General features: G+C 66.6%; 24 protein-coding genes. 14 read left to right on the forward strand and 10 right to left on the reverse strand.

The window, feature by feature from the left end; all coding sequences use genetic code 11:
• Positions 1-5 precede the first annotated feature (5 nt).
• On the forward strand, positions 6-371 hold the full coding sequence (locus tag ACFPU0_RS02380) for a cupin domain-containing protein (protein ID WP_280285262.1): 366 nt from the start codon (positions 6-8) through the stop codon (positions 369-371).
• A gap of 238 nt (positions 372-609) precedes the next feature.
• Here the strand turns inward: ACFPU0_RS02380 and rpmG are convergent, their stop codons facing one another.
• Both rpmG and rpmB read right to left on the reverse strand, forming a co-directional pair.
• Entirely contained in the window at positions 610-765 is a 156-nt protein-coding gene (rpmG, locus tag ACFPU0_RS02385) for a 50S ribosomal protein L33 (RefSeq protein WP_012703270.1), read from the reverse strand.
• Between the two features lie 10 nt (positions 766-775).
• Positions 776-1012, reverse strand: a complete 237-nt coding sequence (gene rpmB, locus ACFPU0_RS02390; RefSeq protein WP_044400708.1) for a 50S ribosomal protein L28 — start codon at positions 1010-1012, stop codon at positions 776-778.
• A 358-nt stretch (positions 1013-1370) separates the two neighbouring features.
• On the opposite strand from rpmB, the gene ACFPU0_RS02395 reads away from it, so the two are divergent.
• On the forward strand, positions 1371-2945 hold the full coding sequence (locus tag ACFPU0_RS02395; RefSeq protein ID WP_377691183.1) for an ABC transporter substrate-binding protein: 1575 nt from the start codon (positions 1371-1373) through the stop codon (positions 2943-2945).
• On the opposite strand, the gene radC is transcribed toward ACFPU0_RS02395, so the two are convergent.
• Positions 2942-3616 (reverse strand): RadC family protein, encoded by a 675-nt coding sequence (gene radC / locus ACFPU0_RS02400; RefSeq protein ID WP_377691184.1) that lies wholly within the window; start codon positions 3614-3616, stop codon positions 2942-2944. The two genes, ACFPU0_RS02395 and radC, sit on opposite strands and share 4 nt — an antisense overlap.
• Positions 3617-3753: 137 nt before the next feature.
• Here radC and coaBC point away from each other — a divergent pair, with 137 nt between their 5' ends.
• The 4 genes from coaBC (at position 3754) to argB (ending at position 8978) form a co-directional block, all read left to right on the forward strand.
• Positions 3754-4962, forward strand: coding sequence for a bifunctional phosphopantothenoylcysteine decarboxylase/phosphopantothenate--cysteine ligase CoaBC (gene coaBC, locus ACFPU0_RS02405; protein WP_377691185.1), 1209 nt, complete (start codon positions 3754-3756; stop codon positions 4960-4962).
• A gap of 6 nt (positions 4963-4968) precedes the next feature.
• Positions 4969-5424, forward strand: a complete 456-nt coding sequence (gene dut, locus ACFPU0_RS02410) for a dUTP diphosphatase (protein ID WP_377691186.1) — start codon at positions 4969-4971, stop codon at positions 5422-5424.
• 1229 nt (positions 5425-6653) lie between these two features.
• On the forward strand, positions 6654-8051 hold the full coding sequence (gene algC / locus ACFPU0_RS02415; RefSeq protein WP_377691341.1) for a phosphomannomutase/phosphoglucomutase: 1398 nt from the start codon (positions 6654-6656) through the stop codon (positions 8049-8051).
• Positions 8052-8072: 21 nt separating this feature from the next.
• Positions 8073-8978, forward strand: coding sequence for an acetylglutamate kinase (argB, locus tag ACFPU0_RS02420; protein WP_377691187.1), 906 nt, complete (start codon positions 8073-8075; stop codon positions 8976-8978).
• Positions 8979-9121: 143 nt separating this feature from the next.
• Here the strand turns inward: argB and ACFPU0_RS02425 are convergent, their stop codons facing one another.
• Together ACFPU0_RS02425 and pyrE are read right to left on the reverse strand one after the other, a co-directional pair.
• Complete coding sequence (locus tag ACFPU0_RS02425) at positions 9122-9715, reverse strand: DUF4124 domain-containing protein (protein ID WP_377691188.1); 594 nt, start codon at positions 9713-9715, stop codon at positions 9122-9124.
• 21 nt (positions 9716-9736) lie between these two features.
• Positions 9737-10378: an orotate phosphoribosyltransferase gene (gene pyrE / locus ACFPU0_RS02430; RefSeq protein WP_377691189.1), complete on the reverse strand. Its 642-nt coding sequence runs from the start codon at positions 10376-10378 to the stop codon at positions 9737-9739.
• A gap of 80 nt (positions 10379-10458) precedes the next feature.
• Between pyrE and ACFPU0_RS02435 the strand changes: the two genes are divergently transcribed.
• Complete coding sequence (locus ACFPU0_RS02435) at positions 10459-11238, forward strand: exodeoxyribonuclease III (protein WP_377691190.1); 780 nt, start codon at positions 10459-10461, stop codon at positions 11236-11238.
• Between the two features lie 154 nt (positions 11239-11392).
• Here the strand turns inward: ACFPU0_RS02435 and ACFPU0_RS02440 are convergent, their stop codons facing one another.
• Entirely contained in the window at positions 11393-11758 is a 366-nt protein-coding gene (locus tag ACFPU0_RS02440; RefSeq protein ID WP_377691191.1) for a DUF4870 domain-containing protein, read from the reverse strand.
• A 27-nt stretch (positions 11759-11785) separates the two neighbouring features.
• Entirely contained in the window at positions 11786-12505 is a 720-nt protein-coding gene (rph, locus tag ACFPU0_RS02445) for a ribonuclease PH (RefSeq protein WP_377691192.1), read from the reverse strand.
• 137 nt (positions 12506-12642) lie between these two features.
• Between rph and ACFPU0_RS02450 the strand changes: the two genes are divergently transcribed.
• The 6 genes from ACFPU0_RS02450 (at position 12643) to ACFPU0_RS02475 (ending at position 18117) form a co-directional block, all read left to right on the forward strand.
• Positions 12643-13506 carry a YicC/YloC family endoribonuclease gene (locus tag ACFPU0_RS02450; protein WP_377691193.1) on the forward strand — a complete coding sequence of 288 codons (864 nt, stop codon included), beginning with the start codon at positions 12643-12645 and terminating at the stop codon, positions 13504-13506.
• 11 nt (positions 13507-13517) lie between these two features.
• Entirely contained in the window at positions 13518-14138 is a 621-nt protein-coding gene (gene gmk, locus ACFPU0_RS02455; protein ID WP_377691194.1) for a guanylate kinase, read from the forward strand.
• 177 nt (positions 14139-14315) lie between these two features.
• On the forward strand, positions 14316-14579 hold the full coding sequence (gene rpoZ, locus ACFPU0_RS02460; protein ID WP_151138412.1) for a DNA-directed RNA polymerase subunit omega: 264 nt from the start codon (positions 14316-14318) through the stop codon (positions 14577-14579).
• Between the two features lie 60 nt (positions 14580-14639).
• On the forward strand, positions 14640-16748 hold the full coding sequence (spoT, locus tag ACFPU0_RS02465) for a bifunctional GTP diphosphokinase/guanosine-3',5'-bis pyrophosphate 3'-pyrophosphohydrolase (protein WP_377691195.1): 2109 nt from the start codon (positions 14640-14642) through the stop codon (positions 16746-16748).
• Positions 16749-16945: 197 nt separating this feature from the next.
• On the forward strand, positions 16946-17326 hold the full coding sequence (locus tag ACFPU0_RS02470; protein WP_377691196.1) for a RidA family protein: 381 nt from the start codon (positions 16946-16948) through the stop codon (positions 17324-17326).
• Between the two features lie 56 nt (positions 17327-17382).
• Positions 17383-18117, forward strand: coding sequence for a hypothetical protein (locus tag ACFPU0_RS02475; protein ID WP_377691197.1), 735 nt, complete (start codon positions 17383-17385; stop codon positions 18115-18117).
• Between the two features lie 77 nt (positions 18118-18194).
• Here the strand turns inward: ACFPU0_RS02475 and ACFPU0_RS02480 are convergent, their stop codons facing one another.
• The 3 genes from ACFPU0_RS02480 to ACFPU0_RS02490 form a co-directional block, all read right to left on the reverse strand.
• A complete protein-coding gene (locus ACFPU0_RS02480; protein WP_377691198.1) occupies positions 18195-18821 on the reverse strand; it encodes a LysE family translocator in 627 nt (208 codons plus the stop codon).
• 69 nt (positions 18822-18890) lie between these two features.
• Entirely contained in the window at positions 18891-19691 is an 801-nt protein-coding gene (locus ACFPU0_RS02485) for a helix-turn-helix transcriptional regulator (protein WP_377691199.1), read from the reverse strand.
• 2 nt (positions 19692-19693) lie between these two features.
• Positions 19694-20551 carry an NAD-dependent epimerase/dehydratase family protein gene (locus ACFPU0_RS02490; RefSeq protein ID WP_377691200.1) on the reverse strand — a complete coding sequence of 286 codons (858 nt, stop codon included), beginning with the start codon at positions 20549-20551 and terminating at the stop codon, positions 19694-19696.
• A gap of 207 nt (positions 20552-20758) precedes the next feature.
• On the opposite strand from ACFPU0_RS02490, the gene exbB reads away from it, so the two are divergent.
• Positions 20759-21742, forward strand: a complete 984-nt coding sequence (gene exbB, locus ACFPU0_RS02495; RefSeq protein ID WP_377691201.1) for a tonB-system energizer ExbB — start codon at positions 20759-20761, stop codon at positions 21740-21742.
• Position 21743: the final 1 nt, after the last annotated feature.

Genomic DNA, 21743 nt, shown 5'->3' on the forward strand with positions numbered 1-21743 from the left:
GCACCATGAACATCCAGCAGATCGTCGACTTCGCCCAGGCCACCACCGCCCCGGAACACTACCGCCCGGCGCCCGAGAAGATTCTCAAGGGCGACCCCGAGCAGAGTGTGCGCAACCACTACGGCAGCCCCTGCGGGCAGTTCAACGTGGGCATCTGGGAGGGCGCCGTGGGCCACTGGACGGTGAGCTACACCGAGCACGAGTACTGCGAGATTCTCCAGGGCGTGTCGGTGATCCGCGATGCGGACGGCAACGCCAAGACCGTGCGCGCCGGCGACCGCTTCGTCATCCCGGCCGGCTTCTCCGGCACCTGGGAAGTGCTGGAGCCCTGCCGCAAGGTCTACGTGATCTTCGAACAGGCCACCCGCTGAGCCTGCTCGTCTCCCATGCTTGTCACCCTTCGGCCCGCCTCTGGCGGGCTTTTTTATGGACGCTGCAAAGGCCTTTGTAGGGTGGGTCGGGCGGCGTTCCGCGAGCTTGCGATACCCATCGATCTTCACACGGCAGCATGGGTATCGCTCCGCTCCACCCATCCTACGACTCCGCGGCACGAATCGCGGGCATGAAAAAGCCCGCACTGGGCGGGCTTCTTCGCAAGGGCCGGATCAATTACTTGATCTTGGCTTCCTTGTAGATCACGTGCTTGCGCACGACAGGATCGTACTTCTTGATCTCGATCTTGTCGGGAGTGGTGCGCTTGTTCTTGTCGGTGGTGTAGAAGTGGCCGGTACCGGCGCTGGACACCAGACGGATCAGTTCACGCATGATTAGCTCCTTAAACCTTTTCGCCGCGAGCACGCAGCTCGCTCAGCACGACGTCGATACCGCGCTTGTCGATGATACGCATGCCCTTGGCGGAAACGCGCAGACGCACGAAGCGCTTCTCGGACTCGACCCAGAAGCGATGGTGCTGCAGGTTCGGCAGGAAACGACGACGGGTTTTGTTGTTTGCGTGGGAAATGTTGTTCCCAGTAGCCGGACCCTTACCGGTTACTTGACAGACTCTCGACATGCCTCAGCCCTCTAAACCACATGCCCAACCCGGCATGGGTTGGCCGCTTGAACTCTCACATTTTGGGCGCTGAAGCGCCCGTCTCGTCAGGGTCTTACCGGCCGCAAATTGACTGCGAAAGACCGGGCCCCCAGAAAAGAGCGCTGCTTTATATCAGAAAGACCCTAGTGCAGCAAGGGCCGTAGCGTTTTACCCACAGGCCCGGCCGGCCCGCAATTGTGCCCGCGCCACTGCCGCAAGGCCACCACGCCTGCGTGACCGCTCGTCGCCCCCGGCGCATTGTTCGCCGACCGGCCATGGTCTAGGGTAGAGCCTTTGGCCCGAAGAGGGCCCACCAGCTATCGCAAAGGAGCCTGCCATGCGTTTTGCCGCCCTGCCGCTGCTGTTCGCCCCGCTGCTCGCCCAGGCCGCGACCCTAAGCGTCTGCACCGAGGCCAGTCCCGAGGGCTTCGACGTGGTGCAGTACAACTCCCTGACCACCACCAACGCCTCGGCCGACGTGCTGATGAACCGCCTGGTGGAATTCGACCCGCAGCGCGGCGAGCTGGTACCCGGCCTGGCCGAGCGCTGGGAGGTCTCCGCCGACGGCCTCACCTATACCTTCCACCTGCGCGGGAATGTGGCCTTCCACGGCACGGACTACTTCAAGCCGGGCCGCCCGCTGAACGCCGACGACGTGGTCTTCAGCTTCCAGCGCATGCTGGATCCCGACAATCCATGGCACAAGGTGGCCCAGAGCGGGTTCCCCCACGCCCAGTCGATGCAGCTGCCGAGCCTGATCAAGAGCATCGACAAGCTGGACGACCAGCAGGTGCGCTTCAGCCTGAACAAGCCGGACGCCACCTTCCTCGCGACCCTGAGCATGGGCTTCGCCTCTATCTATTCCGCCGAGTACGCCGACCAGCTGATGAAGGCCGGCACTCCGGAAAAGCTCAATGCCCAGCCCATCGGTACCGGCCCCTTCGTCTTCCGCCGCTTCCAGAAGGACGCCACGGTGCGTTATGCGGCCAACCCGGACTACTTCGGCGGCAAGCCCGGCGTCGACGGCCTGGTGTTCGCCATCACGCCGGACGCCAATGTGCGCCTGCAGAAGCTGCGCCGCGGCGAATGCCAGATCGCCCTGTCGCCCAAGCCGCTGGATGTGCAGGCCGCCGCCGGGGACAAGAACGTCCGGGTGATCAAGACCCCGGCCTTCATGACCGCCTTCGTCGGCATCAACAGCCAGCATCCGCCCCTGGACAAGCCCCAGGTGCGCCAGGCGATCAACCTCGCCTTCGACAAGCAGAGCTACCTCAAGGCGGTATTCGAAGGCAGCGCCACTGCCGCCGATAGCCCCTACCCGCCGAACACCTGGAGCTACGCCGCGAACCTGCCCACCTATGCCCACGACCCGCAGAAGGCCAAGACGCTGCTGGCCGAGGCGGGTCTGGCCGATGGCTTCAAGACCACCATCTGGACCCGACCCTCCGGCAGCCTGCTCAACCCCAACCCCAGCCTCGGCGCCCAGTTGCTGCAGGCGGACCTGGCCAAGGTGGGCATCCAGGCCGAGATCCGCGTGATCGAATGGGGCGAGCTGATCCGCCGCGCCAAGGCCGGCGAACACGATCTGCTGTTCATGGGCTGGGCCGGCGACAATGGCGACCCGGACAACTTCCTCACGCCGCAGTTCTCCTGCGCCTCGGTGCAGTCCGGCCTCAACTTCGCACGCTACTGCAACGCCGATCTCGACAAGCTGATCGCCGATGGCAAGAGCCACACCGCCCAGGGCGAGCGCACCGCGCTCTATGAGAAGGCCCAGCGGATCATTCGCGAACAGGCCCTCTGGCTGCCACTGGCCCACCCCACCGCCTTCGCCCTGACCCGCGCCAATGTCGAGGGCTATCAGGTCAGCCCCTTCGGCCGCCAGGACTTTTCCAGGGTGCGCCTGGACTAGATCAGCCCACGCTCCGCCATGGACAGCGGCTCGCCGTCCCCCACGATGAAGTGGTCCAGCACCCGCACATCGATCAGCGCCAGCGCCTCCTTGAGGCGCTGGGTCAGCTGCTGGTCGGCCTGGCTCGGCTCGGCGACGCCCGAGGGGTGGTTGTGGCTGAGGATGAGGGCCGCGGCATTGTGCGCCAGGGCGCGCTTGACCACCTGGCGCGGGTAAACGCTGGCGCCGTCGATGGTGCCGTGGAACAGCACCTCGAAGGCCAGCACCCGGTGCTTGGCATCGAGGAACAGGCAGGCGAACTGCTCGTGCTGGGAATGGCGCAGCTGCGCCTTGAGGAAGTCGCGAACCGCCTGCGGGCTTTCCAGCGCGGAATTGCGGCGCAAGCCTTCGGCGAGATGACGGCGGCCCATTTCCAGCACCGCCTGCAGCTGGGCGAATTTGGCCGGCCCCAGGCCGAGATGCTGGCTGAAGTCATGCAGTTCGGCGTCCAGCAATGCGCGCAGGCTGCCGAACTCGTTGAGCAGGTGGCGTGCCAGGTCGACGGCACTGCGCCCGGCAACCCCGGTGCGCAGAAAGATGGCGAGGAGTTCGGCGTCGCTCAGGGCCGCCGCCCCCAGTTCAAGAAGTTTTTCCCGCGGGCGCTCCGCCGCGGGCCAGTCGCGAATGCTCATGACACCTCCATGATTGAGCCGCGCCGCTGTTCCAGTGCGGGCGCTGTGCTATCTTAACCCACCCTTTTCGCGCGGCGATCGGCCTGGGGAGGCGCCTTCGCCGCAGCGCATCGTCAACCTCCATGAAAGGCAGGCCTATGCAGCGGCTCTATCGGAAACGCATCCTCTTGGGCGTGGGCGGCGGCATTGCCGCCTACAAGAGCGCTGAGCTGGTCCGCCGGCTCCGCGACCAGGGCGCAGAGGTGCGCGTGGTCATGACCCAGGGCGGCCGCGAGTTCATTACCCCGCTGACCCTCCAGGCGCTTTCCGGGCACCCCGTCCATCTCGACCTGCTCGACCCCGCCGCCGAAGCGGCCATGGGCCATATCGAACTGGCCCGCTGGGCCGACCTGGTGCTGATCGCGCCGGCCACCGCCGACCTCATGGCGCGCCTGGCCCAGGGCGTGGCGGACGACCTGCTGACCACCCTGGTGCTGGCCACCGACGCCCCCGTGGCCCTGGCCCCGGCGATGAACCAGGCCATGTGGCGCGACCCGGCCACCCAGGCCAACCTGGAAATCCTCACCCGCCGCGGACTGCGCCTGTTCGGCCCGGCCGCCGGCAGCCAGGCCTGCGGCGACGTCGGCCTGGGCCGCATGCTGGAAGCCGAGGAACTGGCCCAGCGCGCCGCCGACTGCTTCGAGCACCGCGCCCTTTCCGGCCGCCATGTGCTGATCACCGCGGGCCCGACCCAGGAAAACATCGACCCGGTGCGCTACATCACCAACCACAGCTCCGGGAAGATGGGCTTCGCCCTGGCCGAGGCCGCGGTGGAAGCCGGCGCCAAGGTGACCCTGATCACCGGCCCGGTTCACCTGCCCACCCCCGACCGGGTCAACCGCATCGATGTGGTCAGCGCCCGCGACATGCTGGCCGCCTGCGAAGCGGCCATGCCCTGCGACCTGCTGATCGCCGCCGCCGCCGTGGCCGACTACCGCCCGGAAGTGGTGGCGCAGCACAAGATGAAGAAGGACCCGACCAGCGGCGAAGGCCTGCTGCTGCAGCTGGTGCGCAACCCCGATATCCTCGCCACCCTCGCGAGCCGGCCCGACCGCCCCTTCAGCGTGGGCTTCGCCGCCGAGACCGAGAACCTGCTCGAGTACGCCTCGCGCAAGCTAAAGGACAAGAACCTCGACCTGATAGTCGCCAATGACGTGGCCAACCCGAGCATCGGCTTCAACAGCGAGGAAAACGCCATCACCGTCATCGACCGCGACCTGGCCCAGAGCAGCTTCGCCCAGACCAGCAAGGGCAAGATCGCCCGCCAGCTGATCACCTTCATCGCCGACCGCCTCGACCAGGCCTGAGACTCCATGCACTCACTGCAAGCCAAGATCCTCGATTCCCGCATCGGCAGCGAATTCCCGCTGCCGCAATACGCTACCCCGGGCTCCGCCGGCCTCGACCTGCGCGCCATGCTCAAGGAAGAAGTCGTCCTCGAGCCGGGGCAGACCGTGCTCATTCCCACCGGCCTGTCGATCCACATCGCCGACCCGGGCCTGGCGGCGCTGGTCCTGCCGCGCTCGGGCCTCGGCCATAAACATGGCGTGGTGCTGGGGAACCTGGTGGGCCTGATCGACTCCGACTACCAGGGCGAGTTGATGGTGTCCTGCTGGAACCGTGGCCAGACCGCCTTCCGCATCGCCGTCGGCGAACGCATCGCCCAGCTGGTGCTGGTGCCCGTGGTCCAGGCGCACTTCGAGCTGGTCGACGAGTTCCACGAAAGCCAGCGCGGCGCCGGCGGCTTCGGTCACACCGGCAGCCACTGACCGTTTGCCATCAGGATGAACCGCCGAGGAGACTTTCAGTGAAACTCTTCAAGCGCAGCAGCAAGGATGCCGCCCCCAATGGATCGACCAGCCTGCCGGCCGGCGCGAAGCGCGCGGGCACGGACGAGCTGCTCCCCGGCACCCTTGCGGCCCTGACCGGAGTGGCCGCCGCCGGCGCCCTGCTCTGGTTCGGTCTGATCCATCCCGCCGAGCAGAGCCGGGTGGACCAGCTCGGCCAGGCCTGGGGCGTCAGCCAGGCCGCCACCCTGCGCCAGGCCATCGCCCAGCTGCATGCCGAAACCGCCGCGGCCGCCCGCGACCCCAGCCTGATCGACGCCCTCGACAGCGGCGACGCCGGCCGCCTGATGGCCGCCGAACGCGGCCTGGGCTATCGCGACGGCGTGGTCGACGCCCATCTCAACCTGCCGGGCCAGGCCCAGCAGAACAGCCAGCGCGCCGCACCGATGAACTTCGCCGCCCTGGACATGCTGCGTCGCCTGGAAGCAGGCCAGCAGCCCAGCCCCGAAGCGTACAAGGTAGGCTCGCACTGGCTGGTATACAGCACCGCGCCACTGCGCCTGGACGCGCAGAGCGCGCCCCGGGGCACCCTGCTGCTGGTGTACGACCTCGAGCGCCTGCTGGGCAGCCTGCCATCGCTGCCGGCGGACATCGGCCTGCTGCAGCTGACCCAGCAGTTCAGCAATGCCCCGGCGCAGATCCTGGCCCAGCGCGGCCAGGCCGCCGATGCCGCCCCCATCGCCCTGGACAGCGGCAACCCGAACTGGAAGCTCGCCTTCACGCCGGGACCGGCCCTCACCGAAGCGCCCTTCTCGCCCCTGCTGCTGGCCCTGGCCGCCCTGCTCGCCCTGGGCGGCGCCATGGTCGGCCTGAAGCTCGGCCAGGGCGCCCTGCAGCGCAAGCTGCGCGATGACGCTCGGCAGCTCAATCAAATGTTGCAAGAACTCTCGAACGGCGGGAGCGTCAAAGCCTTCAGTCTGCGCCTGCCGGCGCTGGACAGTCTGGCCCAGGCACTTGCCCGCCAGCCCAGGCGCAAACCGGAACCGGCGCCGGACAAGGGACCGGCCTTGGCGGCCGCCAGCAGCCCCGCTGCACCGGCGCCCGCCAAGCCGGCCGAACCGGCCAACCCACTTTTCCAAGATACCGACATTCTCGATATCGACATCCTCGACGAAGACCAGGACCTCCTGGGATTGGAGCAAGCCCCCGCCATGACCAGCATCGAAAAGATCGCCCCCACCCTGCCCGCCAGCATCTTCCGCGCCTATGACATCCGCGGCGTGGTCGGCGATACCCTCACCACCGAGACCGCCTACTGGGTCGGCCGCGCCATCGGCTCGGAGAGCCTGGCCCGCGGCGAAGCCTGCGTCTCCGTAGGCCGTGACGGCCGCCTGTCCGGCCCCGAACTGGTCCAGGCGCTGATCCAGGGCCTGCTGGACTGCGGCTGCCAGGTCAGCGACGTCGGCATGGTGCCGACCCCGGCGCTCTACTACGCCGCCAACGTGCTGGCCGGCAAATCCGGCGTGATGCTCACCGGCAGCCACAACCCGCCGGACTACAACGGCTTCAAGATCATGGTCGCCGGCGAAACCCTGGCCAACGAACAGATCACCGCCCTGCACACCCGCATCCAGAACAACGACCTGGCCAGCGGCGTCGGCAGCGTCGAAGTGGTCGACGTGCTGGACCGCTACTTCCAGGAAATCCGCGACGACATCGCCATGGCCCGCTCGCTGAAGGTGGTGGTGGACTGCGGCAACGGCGTGGCCGGCGTGATCGCCCCGCAGCTGATCGAAGCCCTGGGTTGCACCGTGATCCCGCTCTACTGCGACGTCGACGGCACCTTCCCCAACCACCACCCGGACCCGGGCAAGCCGGAGAACCTGGAAGACCTGATCGCCAAGGTCAAGGAAGAAGGCGCCGACCTGGGCCTGGCCTTCGACGGCGACGGCGACCGTGTCGGCGTGGTGACCAACGAAGGCACCATCATCTACCCCGACCGCCTGCTGATGCTCTTCGCCAAGGACGTGGTATCGCGCAATCCGGGCGCCGACATCATCTTCGACGTGAAATGCACCCGCCGCCTGACCTCCCTCATCAGCGGCTACGGCGGCCGCCCGGTGATGTGGAAGACCGGCCACTCGCTGATCAAGAAGAAGATGAAGGAAACCGGCGCGCTGCTGGCCGGCGAAATGAGCGGCCACATCTTCTTCAAGGAGCGCTGGTATGGCTTCGACGACGGCATCTACAGCGCCGCCCGCCTGCTGGAAATCCTCAGCCAGGACAAGCGTGACGCCGAAACTGTGTTCTCGGCCTTCCCGAAAGACGTCTCCACTCCGGAAATCAACATCACCGTCACCGACGAGAGCAAGTTCCGCCTGATCGAACGCCTGCAGCGCGAGGCCAGCTGGGGCGAAGCCAACCTCACCACCCTCGATGGCGTGCGTGTCGATTATCCGAAGGGCTGGGGCCTGGTCCGCGCCTCCAACACGACTCCCGTGCTGGTGCTGCGCTTCGAGGCCGATACCGAGGAAGAACTGGAGCGCATCAAGCAGGTGTTCCGCAGCCAGCTCAACCTCATCGCCCCTGAACTCAACCTGCCGTTCTGATCCGTTGCACTGGAGCCCAGCATGACCCTCAGCCTCGACGCTGCTTCCCAAGTCGCCCAGGTCCTGTCCGAAGCGCTGCCCTATATCCGCCGCTTCGTCGGCAAGACCCTGGTGGTCAAGTACGGCGGCAACGCCATGGAAAGCGACGAGCTGAAGGCCAGCTTCGCCCGCGATGTGGTGCTGATGAAGGCAGTCGGCATCAATCCGGTGGTGGTGCACGGCGGCGGCCCGCAGATCGGTGACCTGCTCAAGCGCCTGTCCATCGAGAGCCACTTCGTCGACGGCATGCGCGTCACCGACGCGCAGACCATGGACGTGGTGGAGATGGTCCTGGGCGGCCAGGTGAACAAGGACATCGTCAACCTGATCAACCGCCACGGCGGCAGCGCCATCGGCCTGACCGGCAAGGACGCCGAGCTGATCCGCGCGAAGAAGCTCACCGTCACCCGCCAGACTCCGGAGATGACCCAGCCGGAGATCATCGACATCGGCCACGTGGGCGAGGTCGCCAGCGTCAACACCGACCTGCTCAACATGCTGGTCAACGGCGACTTCATCCCGGTGATCGCGCCGATCGGCGTCGGTTCCAACGGCGAGTCCTACAACATCAACGCCGACCTGGTGGCCGGCAAGGTGGCCGAGGCGCTGAAGGCCGAGAAGCTGATGCTGCTCACCAACATCGCCGGCCTGATGGACAAGCAGGGCAATGTGCTCACCGGCCTGTCCACCGAGCAGGTCAACGACCTGATCGCCGACGGCACCATCTACGGCGGCATGCTGCCGAAGATCCGCTGCGCCCTGGACGCGGTGCAGGGCGGCGTCAACGCCGCGCACATCATCGACGGCCGCGTGCCCCACGCGGTGCTGCTGGAGATCTTCACCGACAGCGGCGTCGGCACCCTGATCACCAACCGCAAGCGTCACTGATCAGAGCGACACCCAGGCAGGCCGGAGCGATCCGGCCTGTTTCTTTTCAAGGAAGCGGAAATGGCCAGGCTGTTCCGAGAGAACTTCAGATTCTTCCATCCCCCGCACGTGCGCCGGGCCGAGGTCGCCCCGGCGGACTGAAGCTAGCGGGCGCCACCCAGGAGTTTGGCGAGGCGCGCGCGATCCGCAGCGTAACTGGCCTTGGCGGCCTCGCGGTCCTTCTCGTAGCGGGCGATATCCTGGTCCAGGCGCTTCTGCTGGTCGCGCAGGTTGTCGATCTGCGCCACCAGGTGGGCCGGGACTTCACGCCCGGCCCGCTCGCTTTCCGCCGCCTGGCTCTGCAGGTTGGTCTGCTGGGTGCGCAGCGACTGCTGGTTGCCGCGGGCGACGCCGATCAGGCCGTCGAGCTCAGTCAGCTTGCGCTCCAGGGCACGGTCGACGTCCTCGACACTGGTGTAGAGCCGGAGCAACTGGGCATCGGAGCTGGCACGGGCCTTCTCATCCAGCTGGCGCTGCATCTCCTCGCGGCTGGGCGCCGGCGGGATCACGCGGATGACCCTGCCCTGCTCGTTGAGCACCTCGTAGCCCTTGCCGATGTACTCCGGCGGCACGCCCTGGCGATCCAGCACGGTCACGCCCTTGTCGTCGACATAGCGATACAGCTCCGCCGCACCGGCCAGAGCCGGCAGCAGCAGAAACAGCGACAGGCTGTAGCGCAGTGCGGGCGACTTCAGCATGAGGACTCCCGACCCCGTAGATCAGATACCGAAATTGGCGCGATAGGCTTCCACCGCCGGCAGGTGCTTCTTCAGCTCGGCATCACCGGCCAGGTACTCAAGCACCTGTTCCAGGGACACGATGCTGACCACCGGCAAGCCGAAGTCGCGCTCCACTTCCTGTATAGCCGAAAACTCGCCCTGGCCACGCTCCTGACGGTTCAGGGCGATCAGCACGCCCGCCGCCCGGGCGTCCTGCGCCTGGATGATCTGCATCACTTCGCGGATCGCGGTGCCCGCGGTGATCACGTCATCGATGATCAGCACGCGGCCGGCCAGCGGTGCCCCCACCAGGGTGCCGCCTTCGCCATGGTCCTTGGCTTCCTTGCGGTTGAAGCACCAGGGAATGTCGATCCCATGGTGCTCGGCCAGCGCCACGGCGGTGGCGGCGGCCAGCGGGATGCCCTTGTAGGCCGGGCCGAACAGCACATCGAAAGGAATGCCGCTATCGACCACGGCAGCCGCATAGAATCGGCCGAGCTGGGCAAGGGCCAGGCCGCTGTTGAACAGGCCGGCATTGAAGAAATAGGGGCTGGTACGCCCGGACTTGAGAGTGAACTCACCGAAACGCAGTACTCCGCGCTCGATGGCAAAGCGAATGAAATCGCGCTGGTACGCCTGCATGAAAAGCCTCGGACGGCACGGATTTAGCTAAAAGGAAAGAGCTCGGGTATCATACACGCACGTGTTTTTGGGGGCCATTTATGCGGATCATCAGCGTGAACGTGAATGGTATTCAAGCGGCAGCCGAGCGAGGTCTCCTCAGCTGGCTGCAGGCTCAGAATGCCGACGTGATCTGCCTGCAAGACACACGTGCCTCCGCCTTCGACCTGGACGACCCTGCCTTCCAACTGGATGGTTATTTCCTCTACGCCGGCGATGCCGAAGTGCCCACCCAGGGTGGTGTGGCGCTCTATTCGCGGTTGCAACCCAAGGCGGTGATCTGGGGACTCGGCTTCGAGTCCTGCGATCGGTACGGACGTTACCTGCAGGCAGATTTCGACAAAGTGAGCATCGCCACCCTGCTGCTGCCTTCCGGGCAGGGCGGGGACGAGAACCTGAACCACAAGTTCAAGTTCATGGACGACCTCACCCATTATCTGAACAAGCAACGCCGCAAACGCCGCGAGTACATCTACTGCGGCTCGCTCTATGTCGCCCACCAGAAGCTGGACGTGAAGAACTGGCGCGACTGCCAGCAGATCCCCGGCTTCCTGGCGCCCGAGCGTGCCTGGATGGACGAGGTGTTCGGCAACATGGGCTATGTGGATGCCCTGCGCGAAGTCAGCCGCGAGGGCGACCAGTACAGCTGGTGGCCGGACAGCGAGCAGGCCGAGATGCTCAACCTGGGTTGGCGCTTCGACTATCAGGTGCTCACGCCCGGCCTGCGCCGCTTCGTGCGCAGCGCCAAGCTGCCGCGCCAGCCGCGCTTCTCCCAGCATGCGCCGCTGATCGTCGACTACGACTGGCTGCTGAGCGTGTGACCTGCGCAGAAAAAAGCCGGCTTTCGAGCCGGCTTTTTCTTTGCACTCTCGCCGACGCCCCTGCGGGGCGTTTGGCGAATGAATTCGCCCCTGCAACCATCGCACTCTGTAGGGGCGAATTCATTCGCCAAGCAGGCCGAAGGTCTGCCACGGACTATTTGACCAGGCGCCAGCAGAACGGATAGCGATAGGCCTGGCCTTCGTTGGCCTTGATCCCGGCGATGATGGTCAGCACCAGCGCGCCGATGCTCACCAGGCCGAGCAACGGGAAGCCGATCACCACCAGCATCAGCAGGAAGCACAGCACCACGGCCAGGGCCACGGTGATCTGGAAGTTCAGCGCTTCCTTGCCCTGGGAGTCGACGAAGGGGTCCATGTCCTTCTTGATCTGCCAGACGATCAGCGGCCCCAGCAGGTTGCCGAAGGGGAACACCAGGCCGAGGAAGGCGGAGAAATGGCAGAACATCGCCCACTGCCGCACTTCCCGGTTCGGCTCCTGGTAATGAGTGGGTTCGTCCATTGCCACCTCCTCGCCCGGATGGTCGTGTCAGTCGGCCAGGGCGGCGCGCTGCAGTTCGAACAGCTCGTTCAGGCCCTTGCGTGCCAGGTCGAGCATGGCGGTCAGCTCTTCCGGCTGGAAGGGCGCACCTTCGGCGGTGCCCTGGACCTCGATGAAGCCGCCGGCATTGGTCATGACCACGTTCAGGTCGGTTTCGGCGGCGGCGTCTTCCAGGTAGTCCAGGTCCAGCACCGGCTCGCCCTGGTAGATACCCACGGACACCGCGGCCACCATCTGCTTCAGCGGCTCGCCCTTCAGCGCGCCACGCTTCTTCAGCACCTTCAGCGCGTCCATCAGGGCCACCATGGCGCCGGTGATGGAGGCGGTGCGGGTGCCGCCGTCGGCCTGGATCACATCGCAATCCAGGTAGATGGTGTTCTCGCCCAGCTTGGTCATGTCCAGCGCGGCGCGCAGGGAGCGGCCGATCAGGCGCTGGATCTCCAGGGTGCGGCCGCCCTGCTTGCCACGGCTGGCCTCGCGCTGGTTACGCTCGCCGGTGGCGCGCGGCAGCATGCCGTACTCGGCGGTCAGCCAGCCCTGGCCCTGGCCCTTGAGAAAGCGCGGCACGCCGGATTCGACGCTGGCCGTGCAGATCACTTTGGTATCCCCGAACTCCACCAGCACCGAACCTTCGGCGTGCTTGGTGTAGTTGCGGGTGATGCGGATCGGGCGCAGCTGATCGGCCGCGCGGCCACTGGGACGTTTCATCGGGGCTTACCTGTTCGGGAGAAATCTGCCCGCCATTATAGAGGCCCTGCGGCGAGGGGGACATCGCCGCGTTGGGAGGCGCAGCCCGCCTGGGCTACAATCCCCTCCTTTGATCGCCGAATCCGAGAGGAAACCCCATGGTGCACAGCATGACCGCCTTCGCCCGCGTCGAACGGGCCGGCCCCCACGGCACCCTGAGCTGGGAACTGCGCTCGGTCAACCACCGCTATCTCGAACCCCACCTGCGCCTGCCGGAAGCCTTCCGCGACCTGGAGGGCCCGGTACGCGACGCCCTGCGCCAGGGCCTGTCGCGCGGCAAGGTGGAATGCACCCTGCGTCTGGCCGAGGAGACTGCCGGCAAGCCGCTGCAGGTGGACCGCGAACGCGCCAGCCAGCTGATCCAGGCCGCCGAGAGCGTCGCCGCGCTGATTCAGCAGCCGGCCCCGCTCAATCCCCTGGAAGTCCTCGCCTGGCCGGGCGTGCTGGTGGCCGATGCCGCCGATCCGCAAGCACTGAACGCCGCCGCCATGGAAGCCTTCGCCCAGGCCCTCGCCGAGCTGAAGAACGGCCGCGCCCGCGAAGGCGCCGAGCTGGCCCGCCTGCTCAACGACCGCCTGGACGCCATGCAGGAAGAAGTCGCCGCCCTGCGCGCCCTGGTGCCGCAGATGCTGGCCGCCCAGCGGCAGAAGATCCTCGACCGCTTCAATGAGATGAAGGCCGAGCTGGACCCCCAGCGACTCGAGCAGGAGCTGGTGCTGCTGGCGCAGAAGAGCGACGTCGCCGAGGAACTGGACCGCCTCGGCACCCACATCGGCGAAGTCCGCCGCGTGCTCAAGGCCGGAGGTGCCGCCGGTCGCCGCCTGGACTTCCTGATGCAGGAACTCAACCGCGAAGCCAACACTCTAGGCTCCAAGGCCTTCGACCCGCGCAGCACCCAGGCCGCGGTCAACCTCAAGGTGTTGATCGAACAGATGCGCGAACAAGTCCAGAACATCGAGTAAGAGACTGCCCCATGACCGCCACCCCCGGCACCCTGTACATCGTTTCCGCACCCTCCGGCGCCGGCAAGACCAGCCTGGTCAAGGCGCTGATCGACGCCGAGCCGAACATCCGCGTTTCCGTTTCCCACACCACCCGTGGCATGCGCCCGGGCGAGGTGGACAGCGTCAACTACAACTTCGTGACGCGCGAGCAGTTCGTGCATATGCTCGAGCACGGCGACTTCCTCGAGCACGCCGAAGTCTTCGGCAATCTCTACGGCACGTCCCAGCGCTGGGTGCAGCAGACCCTGGCCGAGGGCCACGACCTGATCCTCGAGATCGACTGGCAGGGTGCCCAGCAGGTCCGCCACCTGATGCCCCAGGCCAGGTCCATCTTCATCCTGCCGCCGAGCCAGGAAGCCCTGCGCCAGCGCCTGGACAACCGTGGCCAGGACAGCGAAGAGATCATCGAGCGGCGCATGCGCGAAGCGGTCAGCGAGATGAGCCACTATGTCGAGTACGACTACCTGGTGATCAACGACGACTTCGCCACCGCCCTGGACGACCTCAAGGCGATCTTCCGCGCCAACCAGCTGCGCCACGGCCCGCAACAGGTCCGCCACGGGGCCCTGCTGGCCCGCCTGCTGGACTGACCGGCATCGACTCTATCGCCACGATAGCTGGCTTCCCGGCCGCTCATGGACCAGACTCCGGCACAGAAGCGCCGAAAATCGGCGCTTCCCTAATCGGTGGCGATTTTTTAGACTATTCAGTCCGCTCGCCCATCCGGGCTCAGCATCAGCCATTCATTTCGTGCTACGAGGAACACCATGGCCCGCGTTACCGTTGAAGATTGCCTGGAGAACGTCGATAACCGCTTCGAGTTGGTCATGCTCGCCACCAAGCGTTCCCGTCAGCTGGCCACCGGCGGCAAAGAGCCGAAGGTAGCCTGGGAAAATGACAAGCCGACCGTAGTCGCCCTGCGCGAAATCGCTGCCGGCCTGGTCGACTATGAAGTCGTCGCCCAGGAAGACATCGTTGAAGAAGAGCCGCTGTTCGCCGCATTCGAGGACGAGGCCAACGAGGCCCTCTGAATCCATGCCTGGTCGACGTCGCACGGCGCAGGGTCATGAAGGTCGGCAAGGAGTGAAACCTTGCCGAGCATAGACGTCCTTGCCGAACGACTTTCGACCTACCTCGGCGCCGACCAGGTCAACCTGGTGCGCCGAGCCTACTTCTATGCCGAACAGGCCCACGACGGCCAGCGCCGCCGCAGCGGCGAAGCCTACGTCACCCATCCGCTCGCAGTAGCCAGCATCCTCGCCGACATGCACATGGACCATCAGAGCCTGATGGCCGCGATGCTGCATGACGTGATCGAGGACACCGGCATCGCCAAGGAAGCCCTCAGCGGGCAGTTCGGCGAAACCGTCGCGGAACTGGTGGACGGGGTCAGCAAGCTGACCCAGATGAACTTCGAGTCCAAGGCCGAAGCCCAGGCCGAGAACTTCCAGAAGATGGCCATGGCCATGGCCCGCGACATCCGCGTGATCCTGGTCAAGCTGGCCGACCGCCTGCACAACATGCGCACCCTGGAAGTGCTGTCCGGCGAGAAGCGCCGACGCATCGCCAAGGAAACCCTGGAAATCTACGCCCCCATCGCCAACCGGCTGGGCATGCACAGCATGCGCGTGGAGTTCGAGGACCTCGGCTTCAAGGCCATGCACCCGATGCGCTCCGAGCGCATCCGCGCCGCCGTCAGGCGCGCCCGCGGCAACCGCAAGGAAATCGTCAACAAGATCGAGGAGTCGCTGACCAACTGCCTGCGCCGCGAAGGCATGGAAGGCGAGGTCATCGGCCGCGAGAAGCACCTCTACAGCATCTACAAGAAGATGCGCGGCAAGCGCCGGGCGTTCAACGAGATCATGGACGTCTACGCCTTCCGCATCATCGTCGACAAGGTCGACACCTGCTACCGCGTGCTCGGCGCCGTGCACAACCTGTACAAGCCGCTGCCCGGCCGTTTCAAGGACTACATCGCGATTCCCAAGGCCAACGGCTACCAGTCGCTGCACACCACCCTGTTCGGCATGCACGGCGTGCCCATCGAGATCCAGATCCGCACCCGCGAGATGGAAGAGATGGCCAACAACGGCATCGCCGCCCACTGGCTGTACAAGTCCGCCGAGGACGACCAGCCCAAGGGCACCCACGCCCGCGCCCGCCAGTGGGTCAAGGGTGTGCTGGAACTGCAGCAGCGGGCCGGCAACTCCCTGGAATTCATCGAGAGCGTGAAGATCGACCTCTTCCCCGACGAGGTCTACGTGTTCACGCCCAAGGGCCGCATCATGGAGCTGCCGAAGGGCTCCACGGCCGTCGACTTCGCCTACGCGGTGCACACCGACGTCGGCAACAGCTGCATCGCCTGCCGCATCAACCGCCGCCTGGCACCCTTGTCCGAACCGCTGCAGAGCGGCGAGACGGTCGAGATCGTCACCGCACCGGGCGCCCGGCCGAACCCCGCCTGGCTCAACTTCGTGGTCACCGGCAAGGCCCGCACCCATATCCGCCACGCCCTCAAGCAGCAGCGCCGCTCCGAGTCCATCAGCCTCGGCGAACGCCTGCTGAACAAGGCCCTGGCCGGCTTCGAGAGCCACCTGGAAAAAATCAGTCCCGAGCGCATCCAGGCCGTCCTCGGCGAATACCGCCTGGACGTGATCGAAGACCTGCTGGAAGACATCGGCCTGGGCAACCGCATGGCCTACGTGGTCGCCCGCCGGCTGCTGGCCAGCGATGGCGAACAGCTGCCGAACCCCGAGGGCCCACTGGCGATCCGCGGCACCGAGGGCCTGGTGCTGAGCTACGCCAAGTGCTGCACGCCGATCCCGGGCGACCCCATCGTCGGCCACCTCTCCGCCGGCAAGGGCATGGTGGTGCACCTGGAAAGCTGCAAGAACATCGGCGAAATCCGGCACAACCCGGAGAAGTGCATCCAGCTGTCCTGGGCCAAGGACGTCGCCGGCGAATTCAATGTCGAACTGCGCGTCGAACTGGAACACCAGCGCGGCCTGATCGCCCTGCTGGCCAGCAGCGTTAACGCCGCCGACGGCAATATCGAGAAGATCAGCATGGACGAGCGCGACGGCCGCATCAGCGTGGTCCAGCTGGTGGTCAGCGTGCACGACCGCGTGCACCTGGCCCGCGTGATCAAGAAGCTGCGCGCGCTCAAGGGGGTGATCCGCATCACCCGCGTCAGAGCGTAGCTGCAAGCTGCAAGCTGCAAGCTGCAAGCTGCAAGCTGCAAGCTGCAAGCTGCAAGCTGCAAGCTGCAAGCTGCAAGCTGCAAGCTGCAAGCTGCAAGCTGCAAGCGTAATCAGGATGGGGGCCTGGCACGGGCCTGGCTTTTACTTTCGGCTTGAGGCTTGTAGCTTGAAGCTGTTTTTTCCACAAGGAGTTTCCCATGAGCAAGACCGTCATCAGCAGCGACAAGGCCCCCGCCGCCATCGGCACCTACTCCCAGGCCATCAAGGCCGGCAACACCGTCTACCTGTCCGGCCAGATCCCGCTGGACCCCAAGACCATGGAACTGGTGGAAGGCTTCGAAGCCCAGACCGTCCAGGTGTTCGAGAACCTGAAGGCCGTGGCCGAAGCCGCTGGCGGTTCCTTCAAGGACATCGTCAAGCTGAACATCTTCCTCACCGACCTGTCCCACTTCGCCAAGGTCAACGAGGTCATGGGCCGTTACTTCGAGCAGCCCTACCCGGCTCGTGCCGCCATTGGCGTCGCCGCCCTGCCGCGCGGCTCCCAGGTGGAAATGGACGCCATCCTGGTCCTCGAATAAGAGTCTGTCCCGCCACGGGCCTCCGGCCCGTGGCTTCGTTCCGGAAGGAATCCGTCATGCGTCACACCCTCCCCCTGCTGCTCTGCGCGGCCATACTCGGCGGCTGTTCCAGCACGCCCTCCGATCCCAGCGGCGTCTGGATCAACCAGGCGGCCATCAACGCCGCGGCCCAGGAAGGCAAGCTGCGCGAAGCCCTGCTGGCCTACGGCCCGAACCTGGAATGGCAGATCGACCAGAACACCGGCGAGGCCCACTACAGCAACGGCTTCGAGCTGGGCGAAGGACGCCTGGCGGCCCAGGAAGATGGCAACTGGCGGGTGGATTTCTACGGGGACTACCACGAAGTGCTGGAGGTGGATGGCGACGAGCTGGTGCAGCGGGCCAGCGAAAACCTCCCCGAGCAGCGTTTCGTCCATCCGGAGGAGGCTCCGGCCGAGGGCGCCCCGCCGGGCAGCGCCTTCGAGCATGCGCTCTATTCCGCCTACCTCGGCGGCACCTGGAAGATAGTCGAGGGTCGCGGCGAAGGCGGCGAGGTCAGGTTCCGCCCCGACGGCAGCCTGGAAGGCCTGCCGGGCGCCGACCGCTTTGCGCTGTGCCTGGCCGGTGACTGCGCGGCCATGAGCGGCGAGAACGACAGCATCTGGCTGCAACAGGGCAACCAGGGCGCCCCCTGGATCTTCGTCCACGACGGCGACGAGCTGGAAATCCTCGAAGCCCGCAACCGTGCGCAGAGCGACGAGATGCCTGAATACGCACCCGGCAAGCGCGCCTGGCTGCTGGAACGCGACTGACCAACACCCGGTAGGGTGGGCTTCAGCCCACGCGGGGCTCCTGTGGCGGACTGAAACGGAACACTGCCCGGCCCACCTCACGAGCCGACCAACACCCCCGTTGCCAGCCAGGCGCCTAGCGCCAGCAGCAGCCCACCGCACACCCGGTCCAGCACCCTGACCCGCAACTGCAGCCAGCCGCGCCAGCGCGGATGGCCCAGCAGGCGTATCAGGGCCATGTCCCAGAACAGTACCAGCAGCGTCATCCAAGCCATGCTCAGGCCCAGCGCCCAACCGGGCATGGCCGCATTGCGCAGCACGCCGAACAGGCCGGCATAGAAGATCGGCAGCTTGGGGTTAAGGCTGCTGGCCAGCAGCCCCTCGGCAAAGCCCCGTCGCCAGGAACCACGCCCCACCGCCTCGGCCTCGGGCAGCGCCAGCTCGCGCCGAGCCGGCAAGGCACGGGCGCCGATCCAGACGAAGTAAGCGCCACCCGCCAGTTGCAGCAGGTGCCAGCCCAGACCGCCCGAAGCCGGCAACAGGCTCAGCGCCAGCAACACCAGCAGCATGCTCAGCAGATTGGCCAGGGCGATACCGGCGGCGCAGCCATCGGCATGGCGCAGGCCCTTCACCAACCCGGCACGCAACAGCAGGAAGAAATCCGGCCCCGGCGACAACAGGGCGGCGAAATGGGTGCTGGCGACCAGCAGGAACAACGCGAGCATGGCTTCGAACCTCCGTGAAACACGGCGGCCAGTGTCGAAGCCCGGGACGCTGGTGGTCTTGGAGAAAACTCAGGTGCGCGCGGCGCGGCGGAATTGCCCGGGCGTCACGCCGGTGAAGCGCTTGAAGGTGCCGGAGAAATGCGCCTGGTCGTAGAAACCGAGGGACAGCGCCACCTCCAGCGGCGGCTGGTCGCCCAGCAGCAGGCGCTTGGCCTCCCGCACCCGACGCTGCAGCAGGTAGGTGTGTGGCGGCACGCCGTAGGCGCGGCGGAAAGCCTCGACCAGGTGGCGCGGGTGGCGCTGCACCAGGGCAGCCAGGTGCTCCAGGCTGACCGCCTCGGCATGGTGGGCCTCCAGATAGTCGCGCAGGAAGGCCGTCACCCCGCCGTCCCGCGTGGCAGGCGCCGCTGCCCGCAGGCCGCCGTGGCGGACGAACACCAGTTCCAGCACGTCCAGCAACTCGCTCTCCAGCGCCAGCGCATCGCCCCGCTCGAACTCGGCAGCCAGCCGCGCCAGGCCGGCCGCCACCTGGCCGTCGTCGGCCGGGTTCAGTTCACGGAAGCCGCTGGGCAGGCGCTTGCGTCCGAGCAGCGCCGGCAGGCGCGACTCCTCGACATAGAGCATGCGATAGACCAGCCGCGCGGACTCCGCATGGCCGGTATGCGGTTCTTCCGGGTTCATCAGCGACAGGGTACCGGCCGGCAGGGCATGGCGCGCGCCCCGGCACTGGTAGCCGCCCACGCCCTGAAGGATGGCGCCGACGGCGAAGGCATCGTGGCTGTGACGACCGAAAGGCTGCCCGGAGAAATCCGCATGAAACAGCTCCACCCCCGGCAACCAGGAGCGTGCCAGCATGCGGTTGGCATCCATTCTCAGCGCTCGTCCAGAAGCGCCGCGTAACCTTCGCGGTAACTCGGGTAGCGCGGAACCCAGCCCAGGGCACGGGCGCGGGCGTTGCTGCAACGCTTGCTGCCGGAGCGGCGCACGGTGGACTCCTCCGCCCAGCCGGTCACCTCCAGCCGCTCGCGCAGCCAGCCCACCACCTCGTGCAGCGGCGCCGGTGCATCGTCGACGCCGATATAGCAGTCCTCCAGCGCCACGCCCCGCGCATCGGCCGCGAGCAGGTGGGCCAGCAGCCCGGCGCAGTCATCCACATGGATGCGGTTGGCGTAGAGCGGCGGTTCGCTGACCACCCGGTAGCCCATGCGCACCTGTTTCAGCAGCCATTCGCGGCCCGGACCATAGATGCCGGTCAGGCGCACCCGGGTGGCGGGAATCCCGCTGCCCAGGGCCAGGCGCTCAGCCTCCAGCATCACCCGGCCGGAAAAGCCCTCGGCCTCGGCGGGGGAGTTCTCGTCGATCCACTCGCCATCGCGCTGGCCATAGACGCCGCTGCTGGAGACGAAAATCAACCGCCGCGGCTTCTGCCCATGCTGCGCCAGCCAGTCGAGTACATGCCGCAAGCCGTCGACGTACGCAGCGCGGTAGCCGGCCTCGTCATGCTGGCCAGCCGCCGCGGAATAGACCAGGTAGTCCAGCGGGCCCGCGGGCCAGGCCGCCGGGACGCTGTCCTGCGACAGGTCAGCGGCCACCGGCAGGACGCCGGCGGGCAAGGCCGCGACATGGCGCCGCAGGCCATGCACGGACCAACCGGCCTGCAGCATCAGGCTGGCCAGGCGGCCGCCGACATCGCCACAACCGGCGATCAGGAGGGAAGCAGAAGCGGACATCGCGGGGGCTCCAGCGGAAAACGACAGGATAGGGCAAGGGGCAAAAGGGACCAAATCGCGAGTGGCCTGTCATCGGATAGCAATGCACGAGCAACAGTGTCACTTTTACAAACAAGAATTACTTGCAATAATGCTAACCCTTCGGTCCAGACCGACGCTCCGGCGCCGATGGACGAAACCGCTTCCCTACCTTCAGGTCCGGCCAGCATGAATCCTAACGCCCGCAACGCCCAGCCCAACATCGCATCCCGCCCGCCACGCCTGCTGGCAGCCCTGCTGATCAGCCTGATGCTGGCGCCCAACGCGTCCTTTGCCGACGAGCCGACCGCCCAGGCTACTCCGGCCGCCACCCAGGCCGCCGCTCCGGCCGCAGCAGCCGGCACTGCCGTAGCGCCCACTGCCGACGGTACTGCCGCACCTGCCGCCCAGGCCCCGAATGCCCTGCCCGCCGACCCGCTGGCCGCCGAGCAGGAAGGCGAGCAGATTCTGGCCCACGACCTGTCGCCCTGGGGCATGTACCAGAACGCCGACATCGTGGTGAAGGCCGTGATGATCGGCCTGGCCCTGGCCTCGGTGCTGACCTGGACCGTGTGGATCGCCAAGGGCTTCGAGCTGCTGGGCGCCAAGCGCCGCCTGCGCCGCGAGCTGCTTGTCCTGAAGGGCTCCCGCAGCCTGAACGAGGCCGGTGACAAGGTAAACAACGAGGCCTGCGTCTCCCGCCTGCTGGTGCAGGATGCCCAGGAGGAACTGAAGCTCTCGGCCAATCTGCGCGAGAAGGAAGGCATCAAGGAGCGCGTCAGCTTCCGCCTGGAGCGCCTGGTGGCCGCCAGCGGCCGGCAGATGAGCCAGGGCACCGGCGTACTCGCCACCATCGGTTCCACCGCGCCCTTCGTCGGCCTGTTCGGCACCGTCTGGGGCATCATGAACAGCTTCATCGGCATCGCCAAATCCCAGACCACCAACCTTGCGGTGGTCGCCCCCGGGATCGCCGAAGCCCTGCTGGCAACCGCCCTGGGCCTGGTCGCGGCGATCCCGGCTGTGGTCATCTACAACGTCTTCGCCCGCTCCATCGCCGGCTACAAGGCCCAGGTGGCCGACGCTTCGGCCCAGGTCCTGCTGCTGGTCAGCCGCGACCTCGACCATCACACGGCCGACCGTGGCCAGTCTCCGCAAATGGCGAAAGTGGGCTGAC

The sequence above is a fragment of the Pseudomonas sp. GCM10022186 genome (assembly GCF_042656385.1).
In the GTDB taxonomy this organism is placed as follows: domain Bacteria; phylum Pseudomonadota; class Gammaproteobacteria; order Pseudomonadales; family Pseudomonadaceae; genus Metapseudomonas.